The sequence below is a fragment of the Ruegeria sp. BC3 genome, from assembly GCF_056539265.1.
Window position 1 is genome coordinate 976285 of sequence record NZ_JBQFUP010000001.1, and the last position, 22597, is coordinate 998881.

The following is a 22597-nucleotide window of genomic DNA, read 5'->3' on the forward strand; positions in this document are numbered from 1 at the left end:
AGGATTTGCACATGCTGGATAGTTCACTTCGATCGAACAGATTGCCCGCCGCACCGGGGGTTGGGTACAAACCGCAGCATTTTGACCAGATTCTGGATCACGCACATCCCGTTGGCTGGCTGGAAATCCACGCCGAGAACTATATGGGTGACGGCGGCCGGCCGCTTGCACAGCTGCGCCACCTTTCTGAACAGTTTCCGATCTCGGTCCACGGCGTCGGCCTCTCTATTGGCGGAGAAGGCCCGCTGGACCCCGATCATCTTTCCCGCCTGAAACACTTGGTTGGCTGGCTGAACCCGGCCAGCTTTTCCGAGCATCTGGCCTGGTCGACCCATGACAGTCACTTTCTGAACGATCTTCTGCCCCTGCCCAACACCGATGAAACACTGGCCCGGGTCTGTGAACATATCGATCAGGTGCAGGAAACCGTTGGACGGCAGATGTTGCTGGAGAACCCCTCCAGCTATCTGGCGTTTGAGGAAAGCACATGGTCCGAGCCTGACTTCCTGCGGGAAATCGCGCGACGGACGGGCTGTGGCCTGCTGCTGGACGTAAACAACGTCTTTGTCTCGGCCACCAATCTGGAATTCTCGCCGCAGGGTTACATCGACGCCTACCCGCTGGATAACGTCCATGAAATCCACCTTGGCGGCCATGATGAGGACGAGGATGATCACGGTCGCCCCCTGCTGATTGACAGTCACGGGCGCGCGGTTGTCGATCCGGTCTGGGCGCTGCTGGATTATGTTCTTGAGCGCTCAGGCCCCAAACCTGTCCTGATTGAATGGGACACGGATGTTCCCGAGTGGCCCATTTTGCGGGCCGAAGCCGAGCGTGCGCAGGCGGCCCTGGACCGCATCCCGGCATGAGCGTGTCGCAGACGACCTTCCACGCGGCCCTGCTGGACCCGTCGGCAGCCGTGCCGGACGGGTTGCTGGATGCCGAGGATCGTCCAGCGAGACGCCGGTTCAGCGTCTATCGCAACAATGTTGCCGTGTCGCTGACCGAGGCCATGCATCAAGCCTTTCCGGTGATCACGCGCCTTCTGGGACCGCAGAACATGGATGGGCTGGCCGGGATTTTCCTGCGCAAACATCCGCCTTCATCGCCGCTCATGATGTTCTATGGCGAGGAGTTCCCCGAGTTTCTTGCCGGGATGGAGCAACTGTCCCATCTTGGCTACCTCGCAGATGTGGCGCGACTGGAACTGGCGCTGCGCCGATCCTACCACGCGGCGGACAGCCAGGCAGCAGCGCCTGACGCACTGGCCCTGCCCCCGGAGGAAATTGTTCTGGCGAAACTGGAATTCGCGCCATCAATGCAGGTGGTGCGATCTGACTGGCCTTTGTTCTCGATCTGGCGCTTTAACTCGGAAGCAGATGCGCCAAAACCCGTGCCGGGGGCCGAGGACGTGTTGATCACGCGGCCCGACTATGACCCCGCCCCGCACCTGCTGCCCAAAGGCGGAGCGGACTGGATCGCGTATGTTCAGGCCGGACACACCATTGGCGAGGCGTTCGAACAGACCTCGACCGAATTCCCCGAATTTGACCTTGGGGCCACTCTGGCGCTGCTTTTGCAAGGCGGCGCGATAACTTCTGTGACTATCGAAAGGCTGGCAACATGACTGCCCTGATCTCATTGCACAACAATACCCTGGGACGGTTGGACGTGACCTCTGGCTGGTTGACACCGACCCTGGCGCGTTTGGTCTTTATTGGGACATTGCTGGTTTATTACTGGAACTCGGCCATGACCAAACTGGGCAGCGGCTTTTTTGGGTTCCTGTTCCCGTCGGACGGGGCGTATGTTCAAATCTTTCCCAAAGCGATGGAAGCGGTCAGCTACGACAGCTCGCAACTGGGCATTTTCCACTGGGCCGTCGCGGTTGCGGGCACATGGGCTGAGTTCCTGCTGCCCGCGCTGATCGTGATTGGCCTGCTGTCGCGCTTTGCGGCCCTCGGCATGATCGCTTTTGTCTGGGTTCAAACCATCGTGGACGTCACCGGTCACGGTGCGGCGCTTGGCAGCTATCTTACCGCTGCGCCGAACGTGCTGGATCAGCGCACGCTTTGGACCTTTGTTCTGCTGGTGATCGTGATCAACGGTGCCGGCCCACTGTCGGTGGACCGGATCCTGCGTATCAAGTGAATTAGAAATGTGCCTTGGGCTCGTCCGGTTTACCCGCGGCCAGCCCAAGGATACCCGCCACTGCGGCAAAGGCCACCGGGAACATTGTGAAGGCGTTGAAGCCGAACGCGAAATACATCCCAACGGCAGAGATCAGCAGCAAGATGCCACCAATCAACGCTCGCGCGTGGGCCATCGCACCTCCGGCTATGGCCAACAGTGGAGCAATAATGGAAGCGGCCTGAATGAACTGAGCGTTGTTCACCTGCTCGGCCAGCCCTTCGATTTCGCCATAAGCGTCTATGAACTCGATATAGCCATAGCCAAAAAAGCCGACGATCATTCCGATCAACCCGGCAATGACGCCTAAAATCATGGATGCGTTGCGCATTTAAACCCTCATCTTTGCGTCAGACACATAAGCGCCCGATCAGGCAACGCCAAGGCTGGCCTTGGTTTCTACGGTCCAGCCCAACAACAACGTACCGTCATTTTCGATCAGTGGGCGCTTAATCAGGGTTGGGTGTTCCTTGAGCAACTCCAGCGGTGGTTGTGCACGCTGTGTTTCGTCCAATCCACGCCAGGTTGTCGACCGGGTGTTGAGCAAAGCTTCGCCGAACGCGTCCAGCGCCTTTGATAGCACCTCAGCCGGAACGCCTTGGGATCGGACATCCACAAACTCGGCTTCTGGGAGTGTTTTCAATGCCTTGCGGCACGTATCGCAGTTTTTCAGGCCATAAAGACGCATTTTGGGGCTGCTCCTGTATTTGTATGAATTTTTAGCATTTTTGCCTGCTTGTTCCGGTAATTCTTGATTTTTTACTTCACCGTGCAATGTTGAAAAAGACGAAACACGCAATCCGGGCCGCGTCGTGTGGGCGAAGCGGTGATGGTTTGCGGTCGCGTCAACCACTGCCCCCACCAATTTTGTGGGACAACGTGTAAGTAGAAGGAGACACGGGAAATGCCAACTGGCACCGTGAAATGGTTTAATACCACGAAAGGCTATGGGTTTATTGCCCCTGACGAAGGTGGCAAGGACGTTTTTGTTCATATCTCGGCCGTTGAACGGTCCGGTCTGACCGGGCTCGCTGACAATCAGAAAGTCTCGTACGAGTTGCAAGACGGACGCGACGGCCGCCAAATGGCCTCTGATTTGAAGCCACTGTAAGGTCCCCCGTCATCTGCGGGTACTAAAAACAGGCCAACGGCCAATTTCCGGCCGTTGTCCAATTTCACCGGGTGTGAAAACCTTACCCTCGCGCCGGCTTTGCCTCGGCATGAGTGTACCAGTCTTGGCCCATCGCAACGATGCAGGACGTGCCAGTCGCGTATGTCACAACCATCGTCCAGTCGCCCGAGTCGCTGGTCCAGACCTCCATCATTTGCTCCGGTCCCCGCAATCCTGTGGCGGCGCGTTTTGAACCGAACTGGCGTTTCAGCTTTTCGTGCAACCTTGGCGTCGGCTCGCACAGCACCTCGGCAATAGGCGATTTGGCCAGCGCAGGCTGCACCGACAAACCCAGAGCAGCGCCCAGAAACAAGATGTGTTTGGCAAATGTCATGAAATGATCGTAACAGTTTCATGACACTATGTATAGACAACCGCTATGCCTTCAGCGGCATCAGCCCTCGCGAATAATCGCCTCGAACTCACGCCATTCACGCGCGGTCATGCCCGAGCTTTCCTGTGTCACCGTTTCACCGGCCAGCATGCGCCGCAAGCTGTCGACCATCTGCGCCGACAGGTTCACCGCGCCCAGACGGTAGTCCTCGAACGCTTTGTAGGCGAAGGGCACCCAGTCGGCGACGATCTTGCACATGGTGTCTGCATAGACTCGGATTTCGTACTGGGCATGCGGATCAGCGCGCAGGCGCAAGAAGTGGAACAGATTGTGCAGGTCCACCTTCCAGTACCACTGGGTGTAGATGTTCGCGGGCAGGTTCATTCGGGCCAGTTCGCGCGCCAGTCCCTGCTGTCCATCCTGGCTGATCATCGCCTCGTAATTGTCATAGCAACGTGCGCTGTCTGCCTTCAGTATCTCCAGCACACGTGCCGCCTCTTCCCCCTGCAGCGCATCGCCCCGGCCCTGGTTGTTCACCTCGGACTGGGCGGCGACGTGATCCGGTGCCGGGATGTAGAACTCGCGGTCCAAAATCGAATAACGCGCTGAGTATTCGTTCACATTTGCCGTCCGGTGGCGGATCCACTGGCGGGCAACGAACACCGGTAGTTTGACGTGCAGCTTGATCTCGCACATTTCAAACGGGGTCGAGTGCCAGTGCCGCATAAGATAGCGGATCAGACCCTCATCGTTCTGCACCGACTTGGTGCCCTTGCCGTAAGATACCCGCGCTGCCTGACAAATCGCAGCGTCGTCCCCCATATAGTCAATGACGCGCACAAAGCCGTGGTCCAGCACCTGATGCGCGGTATAGAGGTGGTCTTCCATACCCTCAGCCACAACGCGGCGTGTTGGATGCGATTGCGCCCGCTGCGCTTCGATCTCGGCCAGTTGGTCAGAGGAGAGCGGCATGAAATTTCCTTTCCAGCAATGAGTCGCCCACCACTATATCTCGGCAATTCTCAGACAGGAACCGCCATATGTGCGCTCAATTCCGGTTATCTCAAAATGTGTCCCGGTTGCCCCTCGACACCAATGACCCGCGCACTAAGGTGCTGTGCATCACCTGAATAGAAAGGACGCCGCAAATGGGGCTGACATATCTTCACACCATGGTCCGCGTGAAGGATCTGGAAAAATCGATGGCGTTTTATGAGCTGCTGGGCCTCAAGGAAACCCGCCGGTATGACAGCGAAAACGGCCGTTTTTCGCTGATCTTCATGGCACCTCCGGGGCAAGAAGACCGGCCGATCGAACTGACCCACAACTGGGACGGCGATGACGCTCTGCCAAGCGACAGCCGTCACTTCGGGCACCTCGCCTATGGGGTCGACAATATTTATGAGGTTTGCCAGCACCTGCAGGACAATGGCGTCGTCATCAACCGCCCGCCACGCGACGGTCGCATGGCCTTTGTACGCTCGCCCGACAACATCTCGGTCGAGTTGCTGCAGAACGGCGAGGCGCTGGAACCGGCAGAGCCTTGGGCCAGCATGGAAAGCACCGGCCACTGGTGATCCGCTGGTTGATAGCATTGGGTCTGGCCGTACTGGCCAGCCCCCTTCGGGCCGAGCCCTGCCGTCTTGCGTTGGTCCTTGCAATGGACATCTCGGCCTCGGTGGACGAGGCAGAGGACGCGCTGCAGCGGCAGGGTCTGGCCTCAGCCCTTTTGGCCCCCGAGGTGGTCGAGGCGTTTTTCTCCTCCCCCCTGCCCGTTGCGCTGGCGGTGTATGAATGGAGCGGCCGCACCACACAAAGCATCATTCTGGATTGGACCCTGATCGAAACGCAGGCGGATTTGCTGAGCGCATCATCCACGGTCCAGCGCTCAGCCCGGTCACATCAAGGCTCGGCAACGTCGATGGGGCACGCTCTAACCTTTGGGGCGGCCATGATGCAAAGGGCACCGTCCTGCCTGTTTCAGGTCATTGATCTGTCTGGGGACGGGTCCAACAATGACGGGTATGGCCCGCACAGGGCTTACGAACGCGCCGCGTTCGCAAATATCGTGGTGAACGGTCTGGTGATTAATGCCGCCGATTTCGAAGGCGAGCTTTTTCTGATCCCCTTCTTTGAGAACAATGTACTACACGGCCCCGGAGCGTTTCTTGAGATTGCACAGGGATTCGAGGATTTCGAACGCGCCATGCGCCGCAAGTTGGAACGAGAACTGAGCGGCCAGCAGATCGGCGCTGTTCAGGAAGGCGAGTTCCGATGATCCGGGCTTTAGCCGTTGTTCTGACGATTCTGGCCAGCCCTGCAGCGTCAGAGTGTCGGCAAGCCCTGGCGTTGGGACTGGACGTCTCGGCCTCGGTCGACAGCCATGAGTACCGTCTGCAGACAGATGGCCTGGCCGCAGCATTGCAACGCCCTGAAGTGGTTCAACTGATGCTGTCTGATATCGGTGCGCCCGTTCGGCTTGCGATCTTTGAGTGGAGCGAAACGCACTACCAACGGATACTCCTGGGCTGGACTGAAATCCGAACTGCACAAGATCTTGCGGATGTCACGACCCTGTTGAATTCGGTCACCCGAGGCACCGCCCCCCGCGGAACCGCCGTTGGGTCCGCGATGCAGCTCGGTGCCGATCTGTTGTCGCAACAAAAAGACTGTTGGAAACGGACGCTGGATCTGTCTGGCGACGGCAAACATAACCTTGGACCCCATCCGAGCGGCGTGAAAAAGCAACTCGAAAACAGTGGTATCACGATCAACGGGTTGGTGATCGGTGCCGATGATCCAAGCCACGGTGACAAGCGCTACGTCCAGGTTGGCGAGCTGTCCGCTTACTACAACACGTGGGTCGTTCTTGGTCCCGGTGCTTTTGTCGAGGTTGCCTTGGGCTTTGAAGCCTACGAAGACGCAATGACCCGAAAACTGATCCGTGAGCTGCAAGGCCTGACAGTCTCCGACGCCTCAGAAGCCCTGCGCATTGATCAGTAGATATAGCGGATTTGATCCGTCCAGTAACGCTCGACCCGCCGAAGCGAGGTGGTGATGTCGTCAATGCCTTCCAGGCCCAACACACCGCGCGTTTGCAACCCTTCGGCATGGCGCGAGAACAGCTCGGATACGATGTCACGAATTTCGCGCCCTCGGGGTGTCAGGCGCACACGCACCGACCGCCGGTCGATCTCGCACCGCTGATGGTGCATATAGCCCATTTCAACCAGCTTCTTTAGGTTGTAACTAACGTTACTGCCCTGATAATACCCGCGGCTTTTCAACTCGCCGGCGGTCACTTCGTGATCACCGATATTGAACAACAACAAGGCCTGAACGGCATTGATTTCCAACACGCCCACCCGCTCGAACTCATCCTTGATCACGTCCAAAAGCAGACGGTGCAGCCGTTCCACCAGGGCAAGCGCCTCAAGGTAGCTGGTCATGAACCCCTTGGTTCCCGGCGCGGAGACCTGCATTTCCATACTCATCCGACCCTCCGATTCAGTCGCACTGTTTCAGGCAGAATGAATCGAAATCCCGAAAAATCGGTTAAGCCAGACTTTCTGTTATTTTTGAAAGGTTTGCGCGATGTCAGAAATCAGGTCGATATAGGTCTCAGGCGGTTGAACCTGTCCCGTGACCCACTGATACAGGTCCTGGTCGTTTTCGTGCAGCAACGCGTCATACACATCCAGACCCAAGGCATCCATCGCCGTTAGGTTCTGATCCGCATAGACCGACAGGATCAAATCCATCTCCTTGATCCCACGCCGCATCGAGCGCATCTTCAGACGTTTGATACGAATGTCCCGAGGTTCGCTCACCGGCCCTGCTCCAACATAAGACGCAGACGTTTTTCCAACTTGGCCGCCCGTTCGGCGCTGGCGCGCATTTCACTACGGATTGCGCGCAACTCGGCCACGACTTCAGCCAATTCGGGCGCGCCCTCTACGGCCTCGTCCGGGGCATCCATGCCCTCACCTTCGCCTGTCAGCAACCACATGATCGACACGTTAACCATACCCGCCATCATCGACAAACGGTTTGCACGCGGCTCGGACAGATCGTTTTCCCAGGCCGCGATGGTAGTCTTTTTGACGCCCAACCGGCGCGCCATCTGGGCCTGCGTCATCCCTGCCGCTTCGCGTGCGCCGGCAAGCCTGTCCCCGAATGTCGCTGCGTCCGGCCCATACCAGTCGTTGTCGTCGTTCATCGGGGTCTCCAGCTCTTACATTCATACTGCTTGATCGTCATTCGGGCGCACCCTATGACAGTCAAGCTGAACATACAAACCGAGGCCGACAATGAGTTTCCTTTCTGCGACACTGTCACGCGTGAAGCCATCGCCCACCATTGCAATGACGGCAAAAGCGGCCGAGCTGAAAGCCGCCGGACGCGATGTCATCGGCCTGAGCGCAGGTGAGCCGGATTTCGACACCCCGCAGAACATCAAGGACGCAGCGGTCGCGGCCATCGCCGCGGGCAAGACGAAATACACCGCGCCGGACGGCATCCCCGAGTTGAAACAGGCCGCTTGCGCCAAGATGAAGCGCGATCACGGGCTGGACTACACGCCCGCGCAGATCTCAGTTGGAACCGGTGGCAAGCAGACTTTGTACAACGCGCTGATGGCCACGATGAACGAAGGCGACGAGGTCATCATCCCTGCCCCCTATTGGGTCAGCTATCCCGATATGGTGCTGCTGGCCGGGGGGACTCCGGTCGTGGTCGAAACGACGCTGGAGAACAGCTTTAAGCTGACGGCCGATCAGCTTGAGGCCGCGATTACACCAAAAACCAAGTGGTTCATCTTTAACTCTCCGTCCAACCCGACCGGCGCAGGGTACAGCCGCGAGGAACTAAAGGCGTTAACCGATGTTCTTATGCGCCACCCGCAGGTCTGGATCATGTCGGACGACATGTACGAGCATCTGGCCTATGACGGGTTCGAATTCTGCACCCCGGCCGAGGTCGAACCAGGCCTCTATGATCGAACGTTGACCTGCAACGGCGTATCCAAGGCCTATGCCATGACCGGCTGGCGCATCGGTTATGCGGCCGGCCCGGTCGAGATCATTGCCGCGATGCGCAAGATCCAGTCGCAGTCGACCTCGAACCCTTGCTCGGTCAGCCAGTGGGCGGCGGTCGAAGCGCTGAACGGCACACAGGCCTTTCTGGCCCCGAACAATGAGACATTCAAACGCCGCCGGGATCTGGTGGTTCGCATGCTGAACGAGGTCGACGGTATCACCTGCCCGACACCCGAAGGCGCGTTTTACGTCTATCCCTCGATCGCCGGGCTGATGGGCAAGACCACACCCGCAGGCACCGTGATCGACTCGGACGAAGCTTTTGCCACGGCATTACTTGAAGAGGCCGATGTCGCCGTTGTCTTCGGCGCGGCCTTTGGCCTGTCGCCGAACTTCCGGGTCAGCTACGCGACCTCGGACGAAGCTCTGACCGAAGCCTGCACGCGCATTCAGAAATTCTGCGCGGCCCTGACCTGATCGGAGGCGCCTATGACAGCGGACCTGCCCGAGTACTATTTTCGCGTCCGTGAAAACGGAGCGGCGGTTTTCAAAATCGACACTGAAAACCGCCAACGCCGGATCGAGATGGACCAGATCGCGGTCATCAACATCCGCAATGGCGAGGTGAAGCCTCAGGGGCAGCGGACCTTGTCCGACGCCGACAATGCCGAAATCGCCCGCTGGATGGAGGAGCGCAAGGCACTGTTGGCCCAGCGCGACATCGATGACATTCACCGTGCGGTCGACTACCTGAACCTGACCACGCAATGGGCGCAGTCCAAGGCGACAGATGAACAGCTGGAGGACGTAACGGACAGGTTGCTGATGGCTATGCACGATCTGCGCACCGTTCTGGTGCGCAAAAAAGCCGATCGGTTCAGCAAAGGCTGACTACTCAGCGGGTACTCCAACCGCACGCACCGAACGCATCCAGAAACGGGCCATCAAAAGAACCGCTGCACAGGCAAGGCCCAGCACCAGGCCAAGCCAAACGCCGACGCCGTCCATCCCGCGCACAAAACCGAAATAGTAAGAGGACGTGATCCCCACGCCCCAATAGCTGAGCGCGGCCATGACCATCGGGATCTTGGCATCCTGCAGACCGCGCAACAAACCAAGGGCAATCACCTGCGCTCCGTCCACCAATTGGAACAGTGCGGCCATCGCCAAAAGGCCAGTACCGATCGCCAGAATCTCTGATCGCTGCGGATCATCGGGCTCCATGAACAGAGAGATCAAAGGCTCGGCACAGGTCAGGAACAGGATCACTGTAAAGACCGAGACCACCAAGGACATTCCGGTCACCGCAATCGCTCCACGCTCAAGATGCGGGCGGTCCTTGCGTCCCAGCGCGTTCCCCGCTCGGATCGTTGCCGCATTGGACAAGCCCAGATGCACCATGAACGTCGCAGAGGCGAGGTTCAGCGCAATCCCGTGCGCCGCCAGCGGTACCTGACCTAGCCAGCCCATCATGATGGCCGACATGGCGAACAGGCTGACCTCGGACAAAGTTGTCAGGCCAATCGGCACACCCAGGCGAAGGACGCTAAAGAACATCTCCCAATCGGGTCGCCAGAAGCGTTGGAACAGGCCGTGTTCGGGCAGCACGCGCACCGCGTAGATCACCACGCAGATCAGGGACACCAACTGCGTGACGACGGATGCGATGGCCGCACCCATCACGCCCAGCTCAGGTGCCCCCCAATTGCCGAAGATCAGCGCATAGTTCGTCAGCGCATTCACCACGGCCGCCAGCACAGTGATCCAAAGCACGATCTGGGTACGCTCCAACGCGGCCAGATAGGATTTCAACACCATCACGAACAGCGCGGGGAACAACCCCCATCCCGCTACGCGCAGGTACTCGGCAGCGGTCGCGGCCACCTGCGGATCCTGTTTGAGCAACAGGAAAATGGGATAGGACCACCACAGCATGGGCATCATCACGGCGGTGTAGATCAGCGACAGCCACAGCCCCATCCGGGTGGATCGGCGAATGCTGGTTTCATCCTCTTCCGCAGCTGCAGTCGCCACCATGGGCATCACCGCCCAGCCGAAGCCCGCACCAAACAGGAACAGAACAAAGAAATAGCTGCTGGCCAGCGTCACGGCGGCTAGCGCCTCGACCCCGTACCAGCCCAGCATAATTGTATCCGTCAGCCCAATCGCAAATTGGGCCAGATGCCCGCCGACCAGCGGCAAGCCCAGCACGGCAATGGCCTTGAAGTGGCCGCCATATGTCATCACCTTGTTCATCGCATCAGCCATATGCCCGGCCCGAGGCCGGGACAAGAGGGGATCGATGAAATTTCAAATCGAGACTCTAAAGTCCAGTTCCGAAACCCTTACTGGGATGTAGCGGGCCTTTGCATCAGGGCGTTTCTGGATGCAGTGAATTCCCCAGGATATGTTCCGAGCGATGGATCACATGATGCGCCTGCCCGACGATCAGCGGGTCCGGGGCACCGACGACGTCGTGATTCTTGTCCGGATAGTCCAGCGTCGACAGGAAATGGCGCATCGTGTTCAGACGGGCGCGCTTCTTGTCGTTCGACTTGATAATGGTCCACGGGGCGTCAGCGGTGTCGGTATAGAAGAACATCGCCTCTTTCGCCTCGGTGTAGTCTTCCCACTTGTCCAGGCTGGCTTTGTCGATCGGTGACAGCTTCCACTGTTTCAGCGGATCGGTTTCGCGGCTTTTGAAACGGCGTTGCTGTTCGGGTTGCGTAACCGAGAACCAGTACTTGTAAAGCTGGATTCCCGAGCGCACCAACATCCGCTCCAATTCGGGCGTCTGACGCATGAACTCGAGGTATTCGTTGGGCGAGCAGAAGCCCATCACGCGTTCAACACCGGCGCGGTTGTACCAAGACCGGTCGTAGAAGACCATTTCTCCGACGGTGGGCAGTTCCTGAATGTAGCGCTGATAATACCACTGGCCCTTCTCTTCCCACGTTGGCTTGTTCAACGCGACGACGCGCGCCTGCCTTGGGTTGAGATGCTCCATGAACCGTTTGATCGTGCCGCCCTTACCCGCGGCGTCGCGGCCTTCGAACAACAGGACAAACCGCTGGCCGGTTTCTTGCGCCCACAGCTGCACCTTGAGCAACTCCGCCTGCAGCTGCGCCTTTTCCGTCTCATAGGTTTTGCGCGCCATCTTGCGGCCATAGGGATACTTGCCGCTTTCAAAGGCCTGACGGATTCGTTCCGGGCTGGGCTCGGCTGGCTTGGCCTCAGCCATCGGCGCAAGGGTTGCCGTGGCCTGGGCCTTATCAATCTGCACCACTGTTTCCATTCAGGTTCTCCTTGTTTCACGGTCCGGGAAAACGGCTAGCACAATGGCGGAAAACACGCTTTGATTGGTGTCAAACTGCTGCATCTTTCAAACGCATTTTTGTAGGATCAAAACAGGGCTTAGAGCATGGAAAGCAACTTCACTGATCTCAACGGCCAAAGGTTTCTTCTGCGCTGTTGGGGTGACACCGACCTGCCGCCCCTTTTGATGCTGCACGGGTTCCCGGAATACGGTGGTGCGTGGCGCGATCTGGCCCCGTATCTGAGCTCGGCCTTTCATTGTATCGCCCCCGATCAACGTGGGTATGGACAGAGCTGGGCCCCTGAAGGTGTCGGGAACTATGCCCTGTCTCAACTGGTTGCCGATATGGCCGCGTTGATCGACGGGCTGGGCCGTCCCGTTACCGTGCTGGGTCACGACTGGGGGGCTTCGGTCGCCTATGGGTTGGCCATGTTTCGCCCGGAACTGGTCAGCCGATTGATCATCGCAAATGGTGTGCACCCTGCACCCTTCCAACGCGCCATGGCCGCCGGGGGTGCGCAATCCGAGGCGTCGCAATACATCGACGCCCTGCGCGCACCTGACTCAGCCGCGCATTTGGCGGCGGATGACTTTGCCAAGCTTGAGAAGTTCTTTCGATTTGGCATGGGCACCGACTGGCTGTCGGACGCACAAATGCAGGACTACCGCGCAGAATGGGCGCGGCCCGGGCGGCTTGAGGCGATGCTGAACTGGTATCGCGCCTCACCGTTGGTGGTCGCCAAGCCCGGCGTCCCGCGAACCGATGTACCCCAGCTTCCGAAAGATCGCCTTATGGTGCGTTGTCCCCATCTGCTGCTGTGGGGGCGCGAAGACAAGGCCCTGCTGCCAGAGTCGACCGAGGGCTTGGAAGAGTTCGCGCCAGACCTGACACGCGTCGACATCCCGAATGCAGATCACTGGCTGCACCACCAACAGCCACAAGCGGTGGCGCAGGCGATCATGGACTGGATGGCGCGTTAAATTTAGCGATGCCCCCAGTCCGCGGGGTCATCCGAATTGTTCGGCGACAACCCCAGAATATCCCCGTCGGTCGAGCACCCCAGTCCAAGTACCGTCCGGTTTGCATAGGCGAAATAGGCGCAGACCTGATTGATTTCGAGGATCTCTCCGTCGTCCCAACCCACCGCGCGCAACGCCGCGATGTCGTGCTCAGTCATCTCGGCCGGGGCTTCGGTCAGTTTGCGCGCATAGTACATGGCAGCGATTTGAGCAGCATCCAGCGGCGCGGTCTCGGGCGTGCCCGCCTCAACGGCCGCGCGGATTGCCTGACTGCGTTCCGGGTCTTCCAAAAGGCGCTGCAGGCCGCTGTAGTGATGTTCGACGCAATACGCGCACTTGTTCAACGCGCTGACCCACACACCCAGCACTTCAAGAAACCACTTCGGGATCGTGTTGGCCGAATGGTGCAGAACGTTCTTGTACAGCGCCATATGGCCTTCCATGGAATGGGGCCGCAAGGAATGCACCATCATGATGTTGTCCACATTATTGCCCGGCCCGGTGACCCGGTCGTACAGCTTTCGCAGCTTGCCCGAGGCCTGTTCGAACGGCACCGTCTTAATCCAGCTCATGATCCCTCCTGCCCTATTCGTGATGAGTCTCAGCACCTTAATCCGGCCGTTCGTAATGCGCGAGCCGACAGTGACTGCCACACTTGCGGCCCAGACACACAGGTGCCAAGCTTCGCCTGACACCCCAAATACAGTGCAGGATGCCCATGACCGATCAGACCGCCCGAATTGCCCTTATCTCGGCCTTCGAGCCCGAGATCGAAATCCTGCGCGGCAGAATTCAGGATGCCCAAGTCGTAAGACACTCAAAGACCGACTTTGTGCTTGGAAACTTGGCCGGGCACCCGGTCGTCGTGTTTTCCTCGGGCGTGTCGATGGTAAATGCAGCGATGACAACGCAGCTTGCGGTGGATCACTTCAACATCAAAGGTATCGTCGTTTCTGGAGTCGCGGGTGGCGCGGATCCGGAGCTATCTATCGGTGATATCGCCGTTCCGGTTCAGTGGGGCCAGTACATGGAGATGGCCTTTGCCCGCGAAACCGACAGCGGTTACGAGTTGCCGCCATTTCTATCCTCTGACTTCGCAAGTTTCGGCATGATGCACACCATTAACCTGGGCGTGTTCGAAGAACTCGCCGGACATGGCACCAGCCGTTTTTGGTTTCCGGCGGACGCGGATTTTCTCGCTGCGGCCAAAGCTGCGGCCGGTAAACTGACGCTGTCCACCGCAGCACCAGATGGTCAGCACCTGGCCCACGCGCCACAAATCCATGTCGGTGGGGGTGGTGTTTCGGGTACTGCCTTTGTCGACAACGCCAAGTTTCGGGAATGGGCGCATACGACCTTCCATGCTCGGGTGATGGACATGGAAACGGCTGCAATCGCTCAGGTTGCCGATGTGCACGACATTCCCTTCCTGGCATTCCGCGCGCTTTCTGACCTGGCTGGCGCAGAGTCTGGGTCAAACCAGTTTGAAATCTTCATGTCCCTGGCCGGCGGCAATCTGGCCGACATGGTCGAAGCCTTCCTGAAAGAGCTTGATTGAGCGGCCAAAATTCCCGCACCCCCCATTTACCCACAACACCTCGCGCCCCTCTTTCCCCCGGACACATCACCTGCCATAATGGGACCAAACCGAAAAACAAGAGCAGCACCCATGCCCGACGATCTGTTGACGCCAGAAGCGACCGCAACTTATGACGCCTCGTCCATCGAGGTGCTTGAAGGTCTGGAACCGGTTCGCAAACGACCGGGCATGTATATTGGCGGCACGGATGAACGCGCGCTGCACCATATGGTGGCCGAAATCCTCGACAACTCGATGGACGAAGCGGTCGCCGGTCACGCCAACCGGATCGAGGTTGAACTGCACGCCGACTATGCCCTGACGGTGCGCGACAACGGGCGTGGTATTCCGATCGACCCGCATCCCAAATTCCCTGAGAAATCCGCGCTGGAAGTGATCCTGTGTACCCTGCATGCGGGCGGTAAATTCTCGGGTAAAGCCTACCAAACCTCGGGCGGCCTGCACGGCGTGGGCGCGTCGGTGGTCAACGCCCTGTCGGATTCGATGGTGGTACAGGTGGCGCGGGACAAGACGCTGTTCGAACAACGGTTCTCCCGCGGAATTCCGCTGGGTCCGGTCGAAAAAGTCGGCGCGGCCCCCAACCGGCGCGGCACCACTGTGACCTTCCACGCAGACGCAGACATCTTCGGCCATCACAAATTCAAACCCGCCCGCCTGTTCAAATCCATCCGCTCCAAGGCCTACCTGTTCTCGGGGGTCGAAATCCGCTGGAAATCCGCCATCGACGACGGCGAAACCCCGACCGAGGCGACGTTCCACTTCCCCGGCGGCCTGTCGGATTACCTGAAGGAGACGATGAATGGATCGTCCACCTATGCTGAGCAACCATTCGCTGGCACCGTGGACTTCAACGAAAAATTCGGAACCCCCGGCAAGGTCGAATGGGCGATCAACTGGACGCCCTCACGCGACGGGTTCATCCAGTCCTACTGTAACACCGTCCCCACACCCGAAGGCGGCACCCATGTGGCGGGCTTCTGGGCCGCGATCCTCAAAGGGATCAAGGCGTACGGTGAGCTGATCAACAACAAGAAAGCCGCGCAGATCACTCGTGATGATCTGATTACCGGCGGCTGCGCACTGGTCAGCTGTTTCATCCGCGAACCCGAATTCGTGGGCCAGACCAAAGACCGTCTGGCCACGGTCGAAGCGCAACGATTGGTTGAAAATTCGGTCCGCGACCATTTCGATAACTGGCTGGCCGCGGACACGAAATCTGCCGGCGCGATCCTCGACTTCCTCATTCTGAGGGCCGAAGAACGCCTGCGCCGACGGGCCGAGAAGGAAACACAACGCAAGTCCGCCACTAAGAAACTTCGTCTTCCCGGCAAGCTGGTGGACTGCTCTAGTTCAACACGCGACGGCACGGAATTATTCATTGTCGAGGGCGACTCGGCGGGCGGTTCCGCAAAAATGGGTCGCGACCGCAAGACGCAGGCCCTGTTGCCGCTGCGCGGTAAGATCCTGAACGTACTGGGCGCGGCGAGTTCGAAACTGGGCACCAATGCCGAGATCAACGACCTGACCCAAGCGCTGGGTGTGGGCCTTGGTACCAAGTTCAACGTCGACGACCTGCGCTATGACAAGATCATCATCATGACCGACGCGGATGTGGACGGGGCGCATATCGCCTCGCTGCTGATGACGTTCTTCTTTACCCAGATGCGGCCCATGATCGACGCGGGCCACCTGTACCTCGCCTGCCCGCCCCTCTATCGCCTGACCCAAGGCGCCAAGCGCGTCTATTGCCTGGACGAGGCAGAGCGCGACGAGTGGTTAGAGAAAGGTCTGGGCGGCAAGGGCAAGATCGACGTCTCACGCTTCAAGGGTCTGGGCGAAATGGACGCCAAGGACCTGAAAGAGACCACGATGGACCCGGCATCCCGCAAATTGATCCGCGTCACCATCGACGAGGACGAACCCGGCGAGACCGGTGATCTGGTCGAGCGCCTGATGGGCAAAAAACCCGAACTGCGGTTCCAGTACATTCAGGAGAACGCGCGGTTTGTGGAGGAGCTAGATGTTTGAACGTAAAAGGCTCAGCAACTGCTGAGCCTTTCGTTTAGCCTGATATAGAGTTTCAGGCCGCTTTCTGATCTACTTGCTCGTCTCGATCCACATTGCGAATGAACAGAGTGGTTTTCTTAAAATTCTCTATTCCTGCGGATTTAATGGACTGAAGGAATGCGCTGTAAAGTTGCGCCTTCCGTTGGTTAGCATTCATAGCAGCCTCTCCAATGTTTCCACGTAACACGATACCATGCATAGGTTACGCCTTGCTTACAAATAGCCATGACCCCACCATTTTAACAGACGAAAAGTGACTCAGTTTGTTCAATTTCGTGGCAAAATCACGAAAAATCGCAACGTCAGCAGGGCTACGGAAGTGAACTTTAACGTGCGGACAGTTCAATTCCGAATCAGAAATGTTCAGAACGCTTTCAAAAACATTTGCCAGCAGCCGCGCATATTGATCTTCGCTGTAGTCACCAAAATCGTATTTTGGTGCCAGAATGAGATGTCTGACTCGTAGCACCCTTCCTGTGAACTTTGGAATGAAGGCACCATTTAGAAAGCAAATCGCTTCGTACTCATTTTCCTCGTTCGTGACAGCGTAAACTCCGCTCCATTTGTCATTCTCACAATCAACGATCTGTTCGCCAAGCATTGGCATGGTAGTTGGTACATAAGAAACGAAGTCTTCTTCAAAGTCATGACATTGCTTAGCCCAGTTATCCTGCAAATCACGCCAACTTCCTTCGTGATGAGATAGTCTCTTCATAATCCCTCTCTTTTCAACTTATGCTTGTTGCGTAACGCCAAAACTCAAGTGCCTCAAGGGACAAATATACATCCACAACCTGCGGCAAGGAGCGATGCAAGATAGGCTGAACTAGCAAGCGTAGAATGAGTGTTCGCGCCCATCAAATTCCGGCATCGAGATGGATGTAGACACCCATTCTACTTTGCCACAACCCTCGCGCCCGCCCATGGGGGCGTGTCGGGCGCGTGCTACTTGATTTGCATCAAGCAACGGTTGAACGACGCTGAACGTCCTCACTATCAACCCCTGAAACACCCCCCTTGCCTAACCCGTTGATCCCGTTCACACTCGCGCGCAATCCGTCACAGAAGAACGATATTTGAGGTTCCGAGCGTCCAAGACCCAATTTCAACGAACAAATTTTCGAACGGGAGGACGACATGAAAACACTGACCTTAGGAGTAGCTCTGGCCCTGCTGGCCAGCCAGGCAAGCGCGCAGCAGTCGCTGATCGGCGCATCGCCTATTCCAGTCGGGGCAGAGTTGCGGTTCTGCTATTACAATGGCTTGGCGTATTCGGTGGACGCCTATGTCGTGATCTCTGGCAAAAACACCGTGACCGAAACGTCCAATACGCGTGAAGAACACCTTTTGCGTTGCAGAAAAGGGAGCGACGGCCTCATGAGGTGGCAACCGGAGAGCGGTATTAACATCAATCGCTGAACCCAATAGCCGGGCGCATTAGCCCGGCTTCCCCTCCAGCCAGTCTGCGATCTGTCCGGCCGGGCCTTGCCAGTCGGGTTCCATGAACAGGAAATGCGCGTGGTTTTCCACGGGCAGGAACGTTGCGCGGTCTCCGTACAGGTCGGCCAGCGCACGACAGGTGTCGGGGTTCACGGCCCGGTCCTCGGTACCCGAGACGATCAGCACCGGGCAGTCGACCTTGTCGATATCGACCTTCATCGCGTGGTTGTCGTCGAACATCCAGAAGAACATCTCGAACATCACCCGTCCGCTTTCTGCGCCCAGCTGGTCGAAGACCTCATGCTGCTGCGCCTCGGGCATTTTGTTCAGCGCGAAGGGGGCCATCAGGTCGAACTCCACTCGCATGGGCTGTTTCCAGAACGCCCCGCCTTCCATCAGCGCGCGCGGGATGGCGCGCTCGTCGTCGGTTTCGGGCAGCGTCCCCCACGCGGCGTTCGGGTTGATCAGGACGATGGCGCTGGCCAATCCGCGCGAGGCCACCTGCTGTGCCACAACGCCCGCAATTGCGTGGCCCAGCAGCACGGGTTTGCTGTCCAGCCCCTGCACGAAGGCCGCGATGTCATCGGCATAGTCCATAACGCTGGTATCGGTCAGGCGCGGGTCGGGTTCGGCCTTGGGGTCTCCGCCGTGATAGCGCAGCGCGGGCGTATGTACTGTCCAGCCCCGCGCAGTGAAGAAGTCGGCGTAGTCTTTCATGCACCACGGCCCGGCAAAGGCCCCGTGGATCAGAACAATCTCTTTGGTCATCAAAACGCTCCGTCATCGCTTGCCCTCAGTATGAGAGAGACTGGGCGCAAACGGCAAGAGCGTCGGGATCAGACCGCCATACCGATCAACGCGACGCCTACGGCCATCAGAACCGCAGCCCCCAGACGGCGCATCCAGTTGCCCTCGTGCAGGAAGACGAACCCGATTAGCGCCGCGAAGATCACTGAGGTTTCGCGCAGCGCGGAAACCGCGCCCAACGGTGCGAAGTTCTTGGCGTAGAGCACCAGCCCATAGGCCGCCATCGACACCAATCCGCCCAGAATACCGATCATCCATGTCTTGGGCGGAAGGCCAGCCAGCGTGTTGCGCTTTTTGATCCCCACGAACCCCGCGATGAACAAGTGCAGGAATGCGCCCCAGGCCCAGTAGCTGAGCGTATTGCCCGAGAGCCGCACACCAATGCCGTCAACGACCGAATAGATCGAAATGCAAAACCCTGTACCCAGCGCGAACCCCAAAGCCCAACGGCCAACGCCCGAGCGCAGAGCGCTCCAGCTGCTCAGCTGGATGCCCAGCGCGATCAGAGCGATGCCACTCCACGCCTGCAGCGGCAGAACCTCGCCCACCAGTATCATCGCCCAAAGCGCGACCAGCGCGGGTACAATACCGCGTGCGATGGGGTAGACGACGCTGAGATCGCCATGCTGATAGGCTTTGCCCAGCATGTAGTAATAGCCGAAATGCACGACGGTCGAGATCAGGATGTACGGAAAGCTCTCTGCACTGGGCAGCGGCAAAAGCAGAACCATCACCGTCGCCGGAATGACATGCCCGAACGCGACCAGACCCAGAGTCGTTGTTCGGTCAGCCGCGGTTTTAACAATTGCGTTCCAAACCGCATGCAGCAGCGCTGCCGTCAGAATGATGGCAATGACAAACGGGGTCACATCCGAACCTTTCGCATAGAAAAAGCCGGCCCGAGAACCGGACCGGCCCCTTTAGTTGCATAACCTTGGGTCAATCACAACGCGGCTTTGAACAGGTCTGTCAGATTGGCCTCATTCAGTTCGATCGGGTTGCCGCCACAGGATGGATCAATGATCGCACCTTGGACCAATTCCGGGATCGCGGCTTCGGTGACACCCAGATCGGACAGTCGCCGTGGAATGCTCAGCGCATCATTGAACTCCTGCACAAAGGCGCGGAAGCCGTCAAATCCGCCATCGATACCCAGATAGGCCGCTGCGACCTGAAAGCGATCCGCGATAGCAGACGCGTTAAAGTCCAGTACAGCGGGCATACAAACCGCATTGGTCGTGCCGTGGTGGGTGTTGAACACCGCACCAACTGGATGGCTCATCGCATGGATTGCGCCAAGGCCTTTTTGGAACGCGGTGGCTCCCATTGCGGCCGCACTCATCATCTGAGCGCGTGCTTCGATATCGGTGCCGTCGGCGTAAGCGCGCGGCAGGTAGTCCTTGACCAAACGCATGCCTTCCAGCGCGATACCCTGGCTCATCGGGTGGAAATGCGGGCTGGAATAGGCCTCGACGCAATGTGCGAAGGCATCCAGACCCGTGCCAGCCGTAATGAATTTGGGCATGCCAACGGTCAGCTCCGGGTCGCAGATCACCACGGTCGGCAGAACCTTGGGGTGGAAGATTATCTTTTTCGCGTGCGTCTCGGAATTGGTGATGACGCTGGCCCGGCCAACCTCTGACCCCGTGCCCGCAGTCGTCGGCACCGCGATAATCGGAGCGATGACATCCGCATCGGCGCGGGTCCACCAATCGCCGATATCCTCGAAATCCCAAACGGGGCGCGTCTGTCCGGCCATAAAGGCCACCATCTTGCCCAGATCCAGACCCGAGCCGCCGCCAAAGGCGATCACCCCATCATGGCCACCCGCGTTATAGGCTGCGACACCGGCCTCAAGGTTCATTTCGTTCGGGTTCGGGTCGACGTCGCTGAACAGGCCCCGGCCCAAGCCAGCCGCCTCCATGATATCCAGAGTGGCCGTGGTGATCGGCAGATCGGCCAATCCCTTGTCGGTGACCAACAGGGGCCGCTTCATTCCAGCCGCCGCACAGGCCTCGGGCAATTCCTTGATGCGCCCTGCCCCGAATTTGATTGCGGTCGGGTACGACCAGTTTCCAACAAGTGACATGTCAGGTTTCCTTTGTTGATTGATGCCTGCTCTGGCGAGGGGGAGGACCAGAGCAGGCCGGTGTCCTTAGCCTGTGACCTTCTTGAGGTGGTAGGATTTGGGACGTGTCAGGTTGTGGTAGCCGATAACCGAAAGGCCGCCGCCGCGCCCGGTGTTCTTGCACCCGGTCCAGCACAGGCCGGGGTCCAGATAGTCGGCCCGGTTCATGAAAACAGTACCGGTTTCAATCCGGTCACCCACTTTGGCCGCGCGTTCCACGTCACGAGTCCACAAACTGGCGGTCAAGCCGAACTCACTGTCGTTCATCAACGCGATGGCCTCGTCATCCGAAGACACCTTCATGATACCAACAACCGGCCCAAAGCTTTCATCGCGCATCACGCGCATGTCATGGGTAACATTGGTCAGGATTTGCGGCGTCAGATACGCGCCTCCATCATCCTCGGGAAAGGTTTCAATATGAGCAACGGCACCCGCCTCAACCGCTTCGGCGATCTGAGCGCGCACCTCATCGGCAAACCGCACATTGGCCATCGGCCCAATAGTGGTCTCGGAATCCAGCGGGTTACCCAATTTGTAACCCTTCACAACCTCAACCGCCTTAGCGACGAACGCGTCATACAGGCTTTCATGGACGTAGATCCGCTCAATCCCACAGCAGCACTGACCCGAGTTGAACATGGCTCCGTCGATCAGAGTATCGACGGCAGCATCCAGATCAGCATCCTCCATGACATAACCGGGGTCTTTGCCGCCTAGTTCCGTGCCTACGCCGGTGAACGTCCCCGCCGCGGCGCGCTCCATCGCCTGACCGCCACCGACCGAGCCGGTGAAGTTCACAAAATCAAACGCGTTGCCCGCTATCAGATCGTTGGTCACGTCATGGCTCAGGAACACGTTCTGAAACACATCCTCCGGCACGCCGGCCGAGTGGAAGGCCCTGGCCATCCGCTCACCGACAAGCAGCGTTTGTGTGGCATGCTTCAGGACCACAGTATTCCCCGCGATCAGCGCCGGAGCCACCGTATTGATCGCCGTCATATAAGGGTAGTTCCAGGGTGCGACCACGAACACGACGCCATGCGGGATACGCTTGATGTAACGCTTGAAGGTCTCGTCCTCACCCACAGCGATATCGGCCAGGGACGTCTCGGCAATCTCAGCCATATGGCTGGCGCGCTCGTTAAATCCGCCGAACTCACCGCCATAGCGCACCGGACGCCCCATCATATGCGCCAGTTCGGTCACGATCTCATCATTCATCGCGCCGACAGCAGCCACGCCCGCCATCACCAGATCAATACGCTCCTGCAACGGCCGCGCCGCCCAGCCCGCCTGCGCCGCCCGCGACCGAGCAGCCACGTCAAACGCCGCATCCCGAGACGACACCTCCCGTTCTGCAAAAACCGACCCATCAATCGGCGAGACACATTTCAACATCTGCCCCATTGTCACTCCATTTTCCGAAAGAACGCAGAATCACTGCTTCATCTGGCCAAAAACACCTCGGGGGTCTGGGGGCAAAGC

General features: G+C 58.5%; 28 protein-coding genes. 13 read left to right on the forward strand and 15 right to left on the reverse strand.

What is annotated here, in order from left to right:
* Nucleotides 1–11 precede the first annotated feature (11 nt).
* From bufB to ACR0MV_RS04840, 3 genes are read left to right on the forward strand one after another with little or no spacing between them, the layout of a single operon-like run.
* A complete protein-coding gene (gene bufB / locus ACR0MV_RS04830) occupies nucleotides 12–869 on the forward strand; it encodes an MNIO family bufferin maturase (protein WP_480701147.1) in 858 nt (285 codons plus the stop codon).
* A complete protein-coding gene (locus ACR0MV_RS04835) occupies nucleotides 866–1627 on the forward strand; it encodes an HvfC/BufC family peptide modification chaperone (protein ID WP_480701148.1) in 762 nt (253 codons plus the stop codon). The genes bufB and ACR0MV_RS04835 overlap by 4 nt, the downstream gene beginning before the upstream one ends.
* Complete coding sequence (locus ACR0MV_RS04840) at nucleotides 1624–2151, forward strand: DoxX family protein (RefSeq protein ID WP_170426491.1); 528 nt, start codon at nucleotides 1624–1626, stop codon at nucleotides 2149–2151. Before ACR0MV_RS04835 ends, ACR0MV_RS04840 begins: the two co-directional genes overlap by 4 nt.
* Before the next feature lies 1 nt (nucleotide 2152).
* Here ACR0MV_RS04840 and ACR0MV_RS04845 read toward each other — a convergent pair whose 3' ends face one another.
* Entirely contained in the window at nucleotides 2153–2521 is a 369-nt protein-coding gene (locus ACR0MV_RS04845) for a hypothetical protein (protein ID WP_480701149.1), read from the reverse strand.
* Between the two features lie 39 nt (nucleotides 2522–2560).
* Nucleotides 2561–2878: an ArsC/Spx/MgsR family protein gene (locus ACR0MV_RS04850; protein WP_480701248.1), complete on the reverse strand. Its 318-nt coding sequence runs from the start codon at nucleotides 2876–2878 to the stop codon at nucleotides 2561–2563.
* 216 nt (nucleotides 2879–3094) lie between these two features.
* Here ACR0MV_RS04850 and ACR0MV_RS04855 point away from each other — a divergent pair, with 216 nt between their 5' ends.
* Nucleotides 3095–3301 carry a cold-shock protein gene (locus ACR0MV_RS04855; protein ID WP_138839651.1) on the forward strand — a complete coding sequence of 69 codons (207 nt, stop codon included), beginning with the start codon at nucleotides 3095–3097 and terminating at the stop codon, nucleotides 3299–3301.
* 82 nt (nucleotides 3302–3383) lie between these two features.
* On the opposite strand, the gene ACR0MV_RS04860 is transcribed toward ACR0MV_RS04855, so the two are convergent.
* Both ACR0MV_RS04860 and thyX read right to left on the reverse strand, forming a co-directional pair.
* Nucleotides 3384–3695, reverse strand: coding sequence for a hypothetical protein (locus ACR0MV_RS04860; protein WP_480701150.1), 312 nt, complete (start codon nucleotides 3693–3695; stop codon nucleotides 3384–3386).
* A 60-nt stretch (nucleotides 3696–3755) separates the two neighbouring features.
* Nucleotides 3756–4667, reverse strand: coding sequence for an FAD-dependent thymidylate synthase (thyX, locus tag ACR0MV_RS04865; protein WP_170465153.1), 912 nt, complete (start codon nucleotides 4665–4667; stop codon nucleotides 3756–3758).
* Nucleotides 4668–4843: 176 nt separating this feature from the next.
* On the opposite strand from thyX, the gene ACR0MV_RS04870 reads away from it, so the two are divergent.
* From ACR0MV_RS04870 to ACR0MV_RS04880, 3 genes are read left to right on the forward strand one after another with little or no spacing between them, the layout of a single operon-like run.
* Nucleotides 4844–5272 (forward strand): VOC family protein, encoded by a 429-nt coding sequence (locus ACR0MV_RS04870; RefSeq protein ID WP_170426495.1) that lies wholly within the window; start codon nucleotides 4844–4846, stop codon nucleotides 5270–5272.
* Entirely contained in the window at nucleotides 5269–5973 is a 705-nt protein-coding gene (locus ACR0MV_RS04875) for a DUF1194 domain-containing protein (RefSeq protein WP_480701151.1), read from the forward strand. Before ACR0MV_RS04870 ends, ACR0MV_RS04875 begins: the two co-directional genes overlap by 4 nt.
* Complete coding sequence (locus tag ACR0MV_RS04880) at nucleotides 5970–6698, forward strand: DUF1194 domain-containing protein (protein ID WP_480701152.1); 729 nt, start codon at nucleotides 5970–5972, stop codon at nucleotides 6696–6698. The genes ACR0MV_RS04875 and ACR0MV_RS04880 overlap by 4 nt, the downstream gene beginning before the upstream one ends.
* Here ACR0MV_RS04880 and ACR0MV_RS04885 read toward each other — a convergent pair.
* The 3 genes from ACR0MV_RS04885 to ACR0MV_RS04895 form a co-directional block, all read right to left on the reverse strand.
* On the reverse strand, nucleotides 6692–7189 hold the full coding sequence (locus tag ACR0MV_RS04885; RefSeq protein ID WP_170426497.1) for a MarR family winged helix-turn-helix transcriptional regulator: 498 nt from the start codon (nucleotides 7187–7189) through the stop codon (nucleotides 6692–6694). The two genes, ACR0MV_RS04880 and ACR0MV_RS04885, sit on opposite strands and share 7 nt — an antisense overlap.
* A gap of 78 nt (nucleotides 7190–7267) precedes the next feature.
* Nucleotides 7268–7525: a succinate dehydrogenase assembly factor 2 gene (locus tag ACR0MV_RS04890; RefSeq protein WP_170426498.1), complete on the reverse strand. Its 258-nt coding sequence runs from the start codon at nucleotides 7523–7525 to the stop codon at nucleotides 7268–7270.
* Nucleotides 7522–7914, reverse strand: a complete 393-nt coding sequence (locus ACR0MV_RS04895) for a helix-turn-helix domain-containing protein (protein ID WP_170426499.1) — start codon at nucleotides 7912–7914, stop codon at nucleotides 7522–7524. The genes ACR0MV_RS04890 and ACR0MV_RS04895 overlap by 4 nt, the downstream gene beginning before the upstream one ends.
* A gap of 91 nt (nucleotides 7915–8005) precedes the next feature.
* On the opposite strand from ACR0MV_RS04895, the gene ACR0MV_RS04900 reads away from it, so the two are divergent.
* Both ACR0MV_RS04900 and ACR0MV_RS04905 read left to right on the forward strand, forming a co-directional pair.
* Nucleotides 8006–9208, forward strand: a complete 1203-nt coding sequence (locus ACR0MV_RS04900; protein ID WP_480701153.1) for a pyridoxal phosphate-dependent aminotransferase — start codon at nucleotides 8006–8008, stop codon at nucleotides 9206–9208.
* A gap of 12 nt (nucleotides 9209–9220) precedes the next feature.
* Nucleotides 9221–9622 carry a hypothetical protein gene (locus tag ACR0MV_RS04905; protein ID WP_480701154.1) on the forward strand — a complete coding sequence of 134 codons (402 nt, stop codon included), beginning with the start codon at nucleotides 9221–9223 and terminating at the stop codon, nucleotides 9620–9622.
* Here the strand turns inward: ACR0MV_RS04905 and ACR0MV_RS04910 are convergent, their stop codons facing one another.
* Nucleotides 9623–10987 (reverse strand): MATE family efflux transporter, encoded by a 1365-nt coding sequence (locus ACR0MV_RS04910; RefSeq protein WP_475205589.1) that lies wholly within the window; start codon nucleotides 10985–10987, stop codon nucleotides 9623–9625.
* 115 nt (nucleotides 10988–11102) lie between these two features.
* Nucleotides 11103–11972: a polyphosphate kinase 2 gene (gene ppk2 / locus ACR0MV_RS04915; protein ID WP_480701250.1), complete on the reverse strand. Its 870-nt coding sequence runs from the start codon at nucleotides 11970–11972 to the stop codon at nucleotides 11103–11105.
* Between the two features lie 180 nt (nucleotides 11973–12152).
* Between ppk2 and ACR0MV_RS04920 the strand changes: the two genes are divergently transcribed.
* On the forward strand, nucleotides 12153–13028 hold the full coding sequence (locus ACR0MV_RS04920; protein ID WP_480701155.1) for an alpha/beta fold hydrolase: 876 nt from the start codon (nucleotides 12153–12155) through the stop codon (nucleotides 13026–13028).
* Nucleotides 13029–13030: 2 nt separating this feature from the next.
* Here ACR0MV_RS04920 and ACR0MV_RS04925 read toward each other — a convergent pair whose 3' ends face one another.
* On the reverse strand, nucleotides 13031–13639 hold the full coding sequence (locus tag ACR0MV_RS04925) for a carboxymuconolactone decarboxylase family protein (RefSeq protein ID WP_170465171.1): 609 nt from the start codon (nucleotides 13637–13639) through the stop codon (nucleotides 13031–13033).
* A 146-nt stretch (nucleotides 13640–13785) separates the two neighbouring features.
* Between ACR0MV_RS04925 and ACR0MV_RS04930 the strand changes: the two genes are divergently transcribed.
* Entirely contained in the window at nucleotides 13786–14625 is an 840-nt protein-coding gene (locus tag ACR0MV_RS04930; protein ID WP_480701156.1) for a 5'-methylthioadenosine/S-adenosylhomocysteine nucleosidase, read from the forward strand.
* A 111-nt stretch (nucleotides 14626–14736) separates the two neighbouring features.
* Nucleotides 14737–16695, forward strand: a complete 1959-nt coding sequence (gene parE, locus ACR0MV_RS04935) for a DNA topoisomerase IV subunit B (protein WP_480701157.1) — start codon at nucleotides 14737–14739, stop codon at nucleotides 16693–16695.
* A 241-nt stretch (nucleotides 16696–16936) separates the two neighbouring features.
* On the opposite strand, the gene ACR0MV_RS04940 is transcribed toward parE, so the two are convergent.
* Nucleotides 16937–17449 (reverse strand): hypothetical protein, encoded by a 513-nt coding sequence (locus ACR0MV_RS04940; RefSeq protein WP_480701158.1) that lies wholly within the window; start codon nucleotides 17447–17449, stop codon nucleotides 16937–16939.
* 422 nt (nucleotides 17450–17871) lie between these two features.
* Here ACR0MV_RS04940 and ACR0MV_RS04945 point away from each other — a divergent pair, with 422 nt between their 5' ends.
* Nucleotides 17872–18153 (forward strand): hypothetical protein, encoded by a 282-nt coding sequence (locus ACR0MV_RS04945; protein ID WP_480701159.1) that lies wholly within the window; start codon nucleotides 17872–17874, stop codon nucleotides 18151–18153.
* An 18-nt stretch (nucleotides 18154–18171) separates the two neighbouring features.
* On the opposite strand, the gene ACR0MV_RS04950 is transcribed toward ACR0MV_RS04945, so the two are convergent.
* From ACR0MV_RS04950 to ACR0MV_RS04965, 4 genes are all read right to left on the reverse strand, one after another.
* Nucleotides 18172–18942: an alpha/beta hydrolase gene (locus ACR0MV_RS04950; RefSeq protein ID WP_480701160.1), complete on the reverse strand. Its 771-nt coding sequence runs from the start codon at nucleotides 18940–18942 to the stop codon at nucleotides 18172–18174.
* 68 nt (nucleotides 18943–19010) lie between these two features.
* Nucleotides 19011–19850 carry an EamA family transporter gene (locus tag ACR0MV_RS04955; RefSeq protein WP_480701161.1) on the reverse strand — a complete coding sequence of 280 codons (840 nt, stop codon included), beginning with the start codon at nucleotides 19848–19850 and terminating at the stop codon, nucleotides 19011–19013.
* 74 nt (nucleotides 19851–19924) lie between these two features.
* Nucleotides 19925–21070, reverse strand: a complete 1146-nt coding sequence (locus tag ACR0MV_RS04960; protein ID WP_480701162.1) for an iron-containing alcohol dehydrogenase — start codon at nucleotides 21068–21070, stop codon at nucleotides 19925–19927.
* Between the two features lie 66 nt (nucleotides 21071–21136).
* Nucleotides 21137–22519: an aldehyde dehydrogenase family protein gene (locus ACR0MV_RS04965; protein WP_480701163.1), complete on the reverse strand. Its 1383-nt coding sequence runs from the start codon at nucleotides 22517–22519 to the stop codon at nucleotides 21137–21139.
* Between the last annotated feature and the right edge of the window lie 78 nt (nucleotides 22520–22597).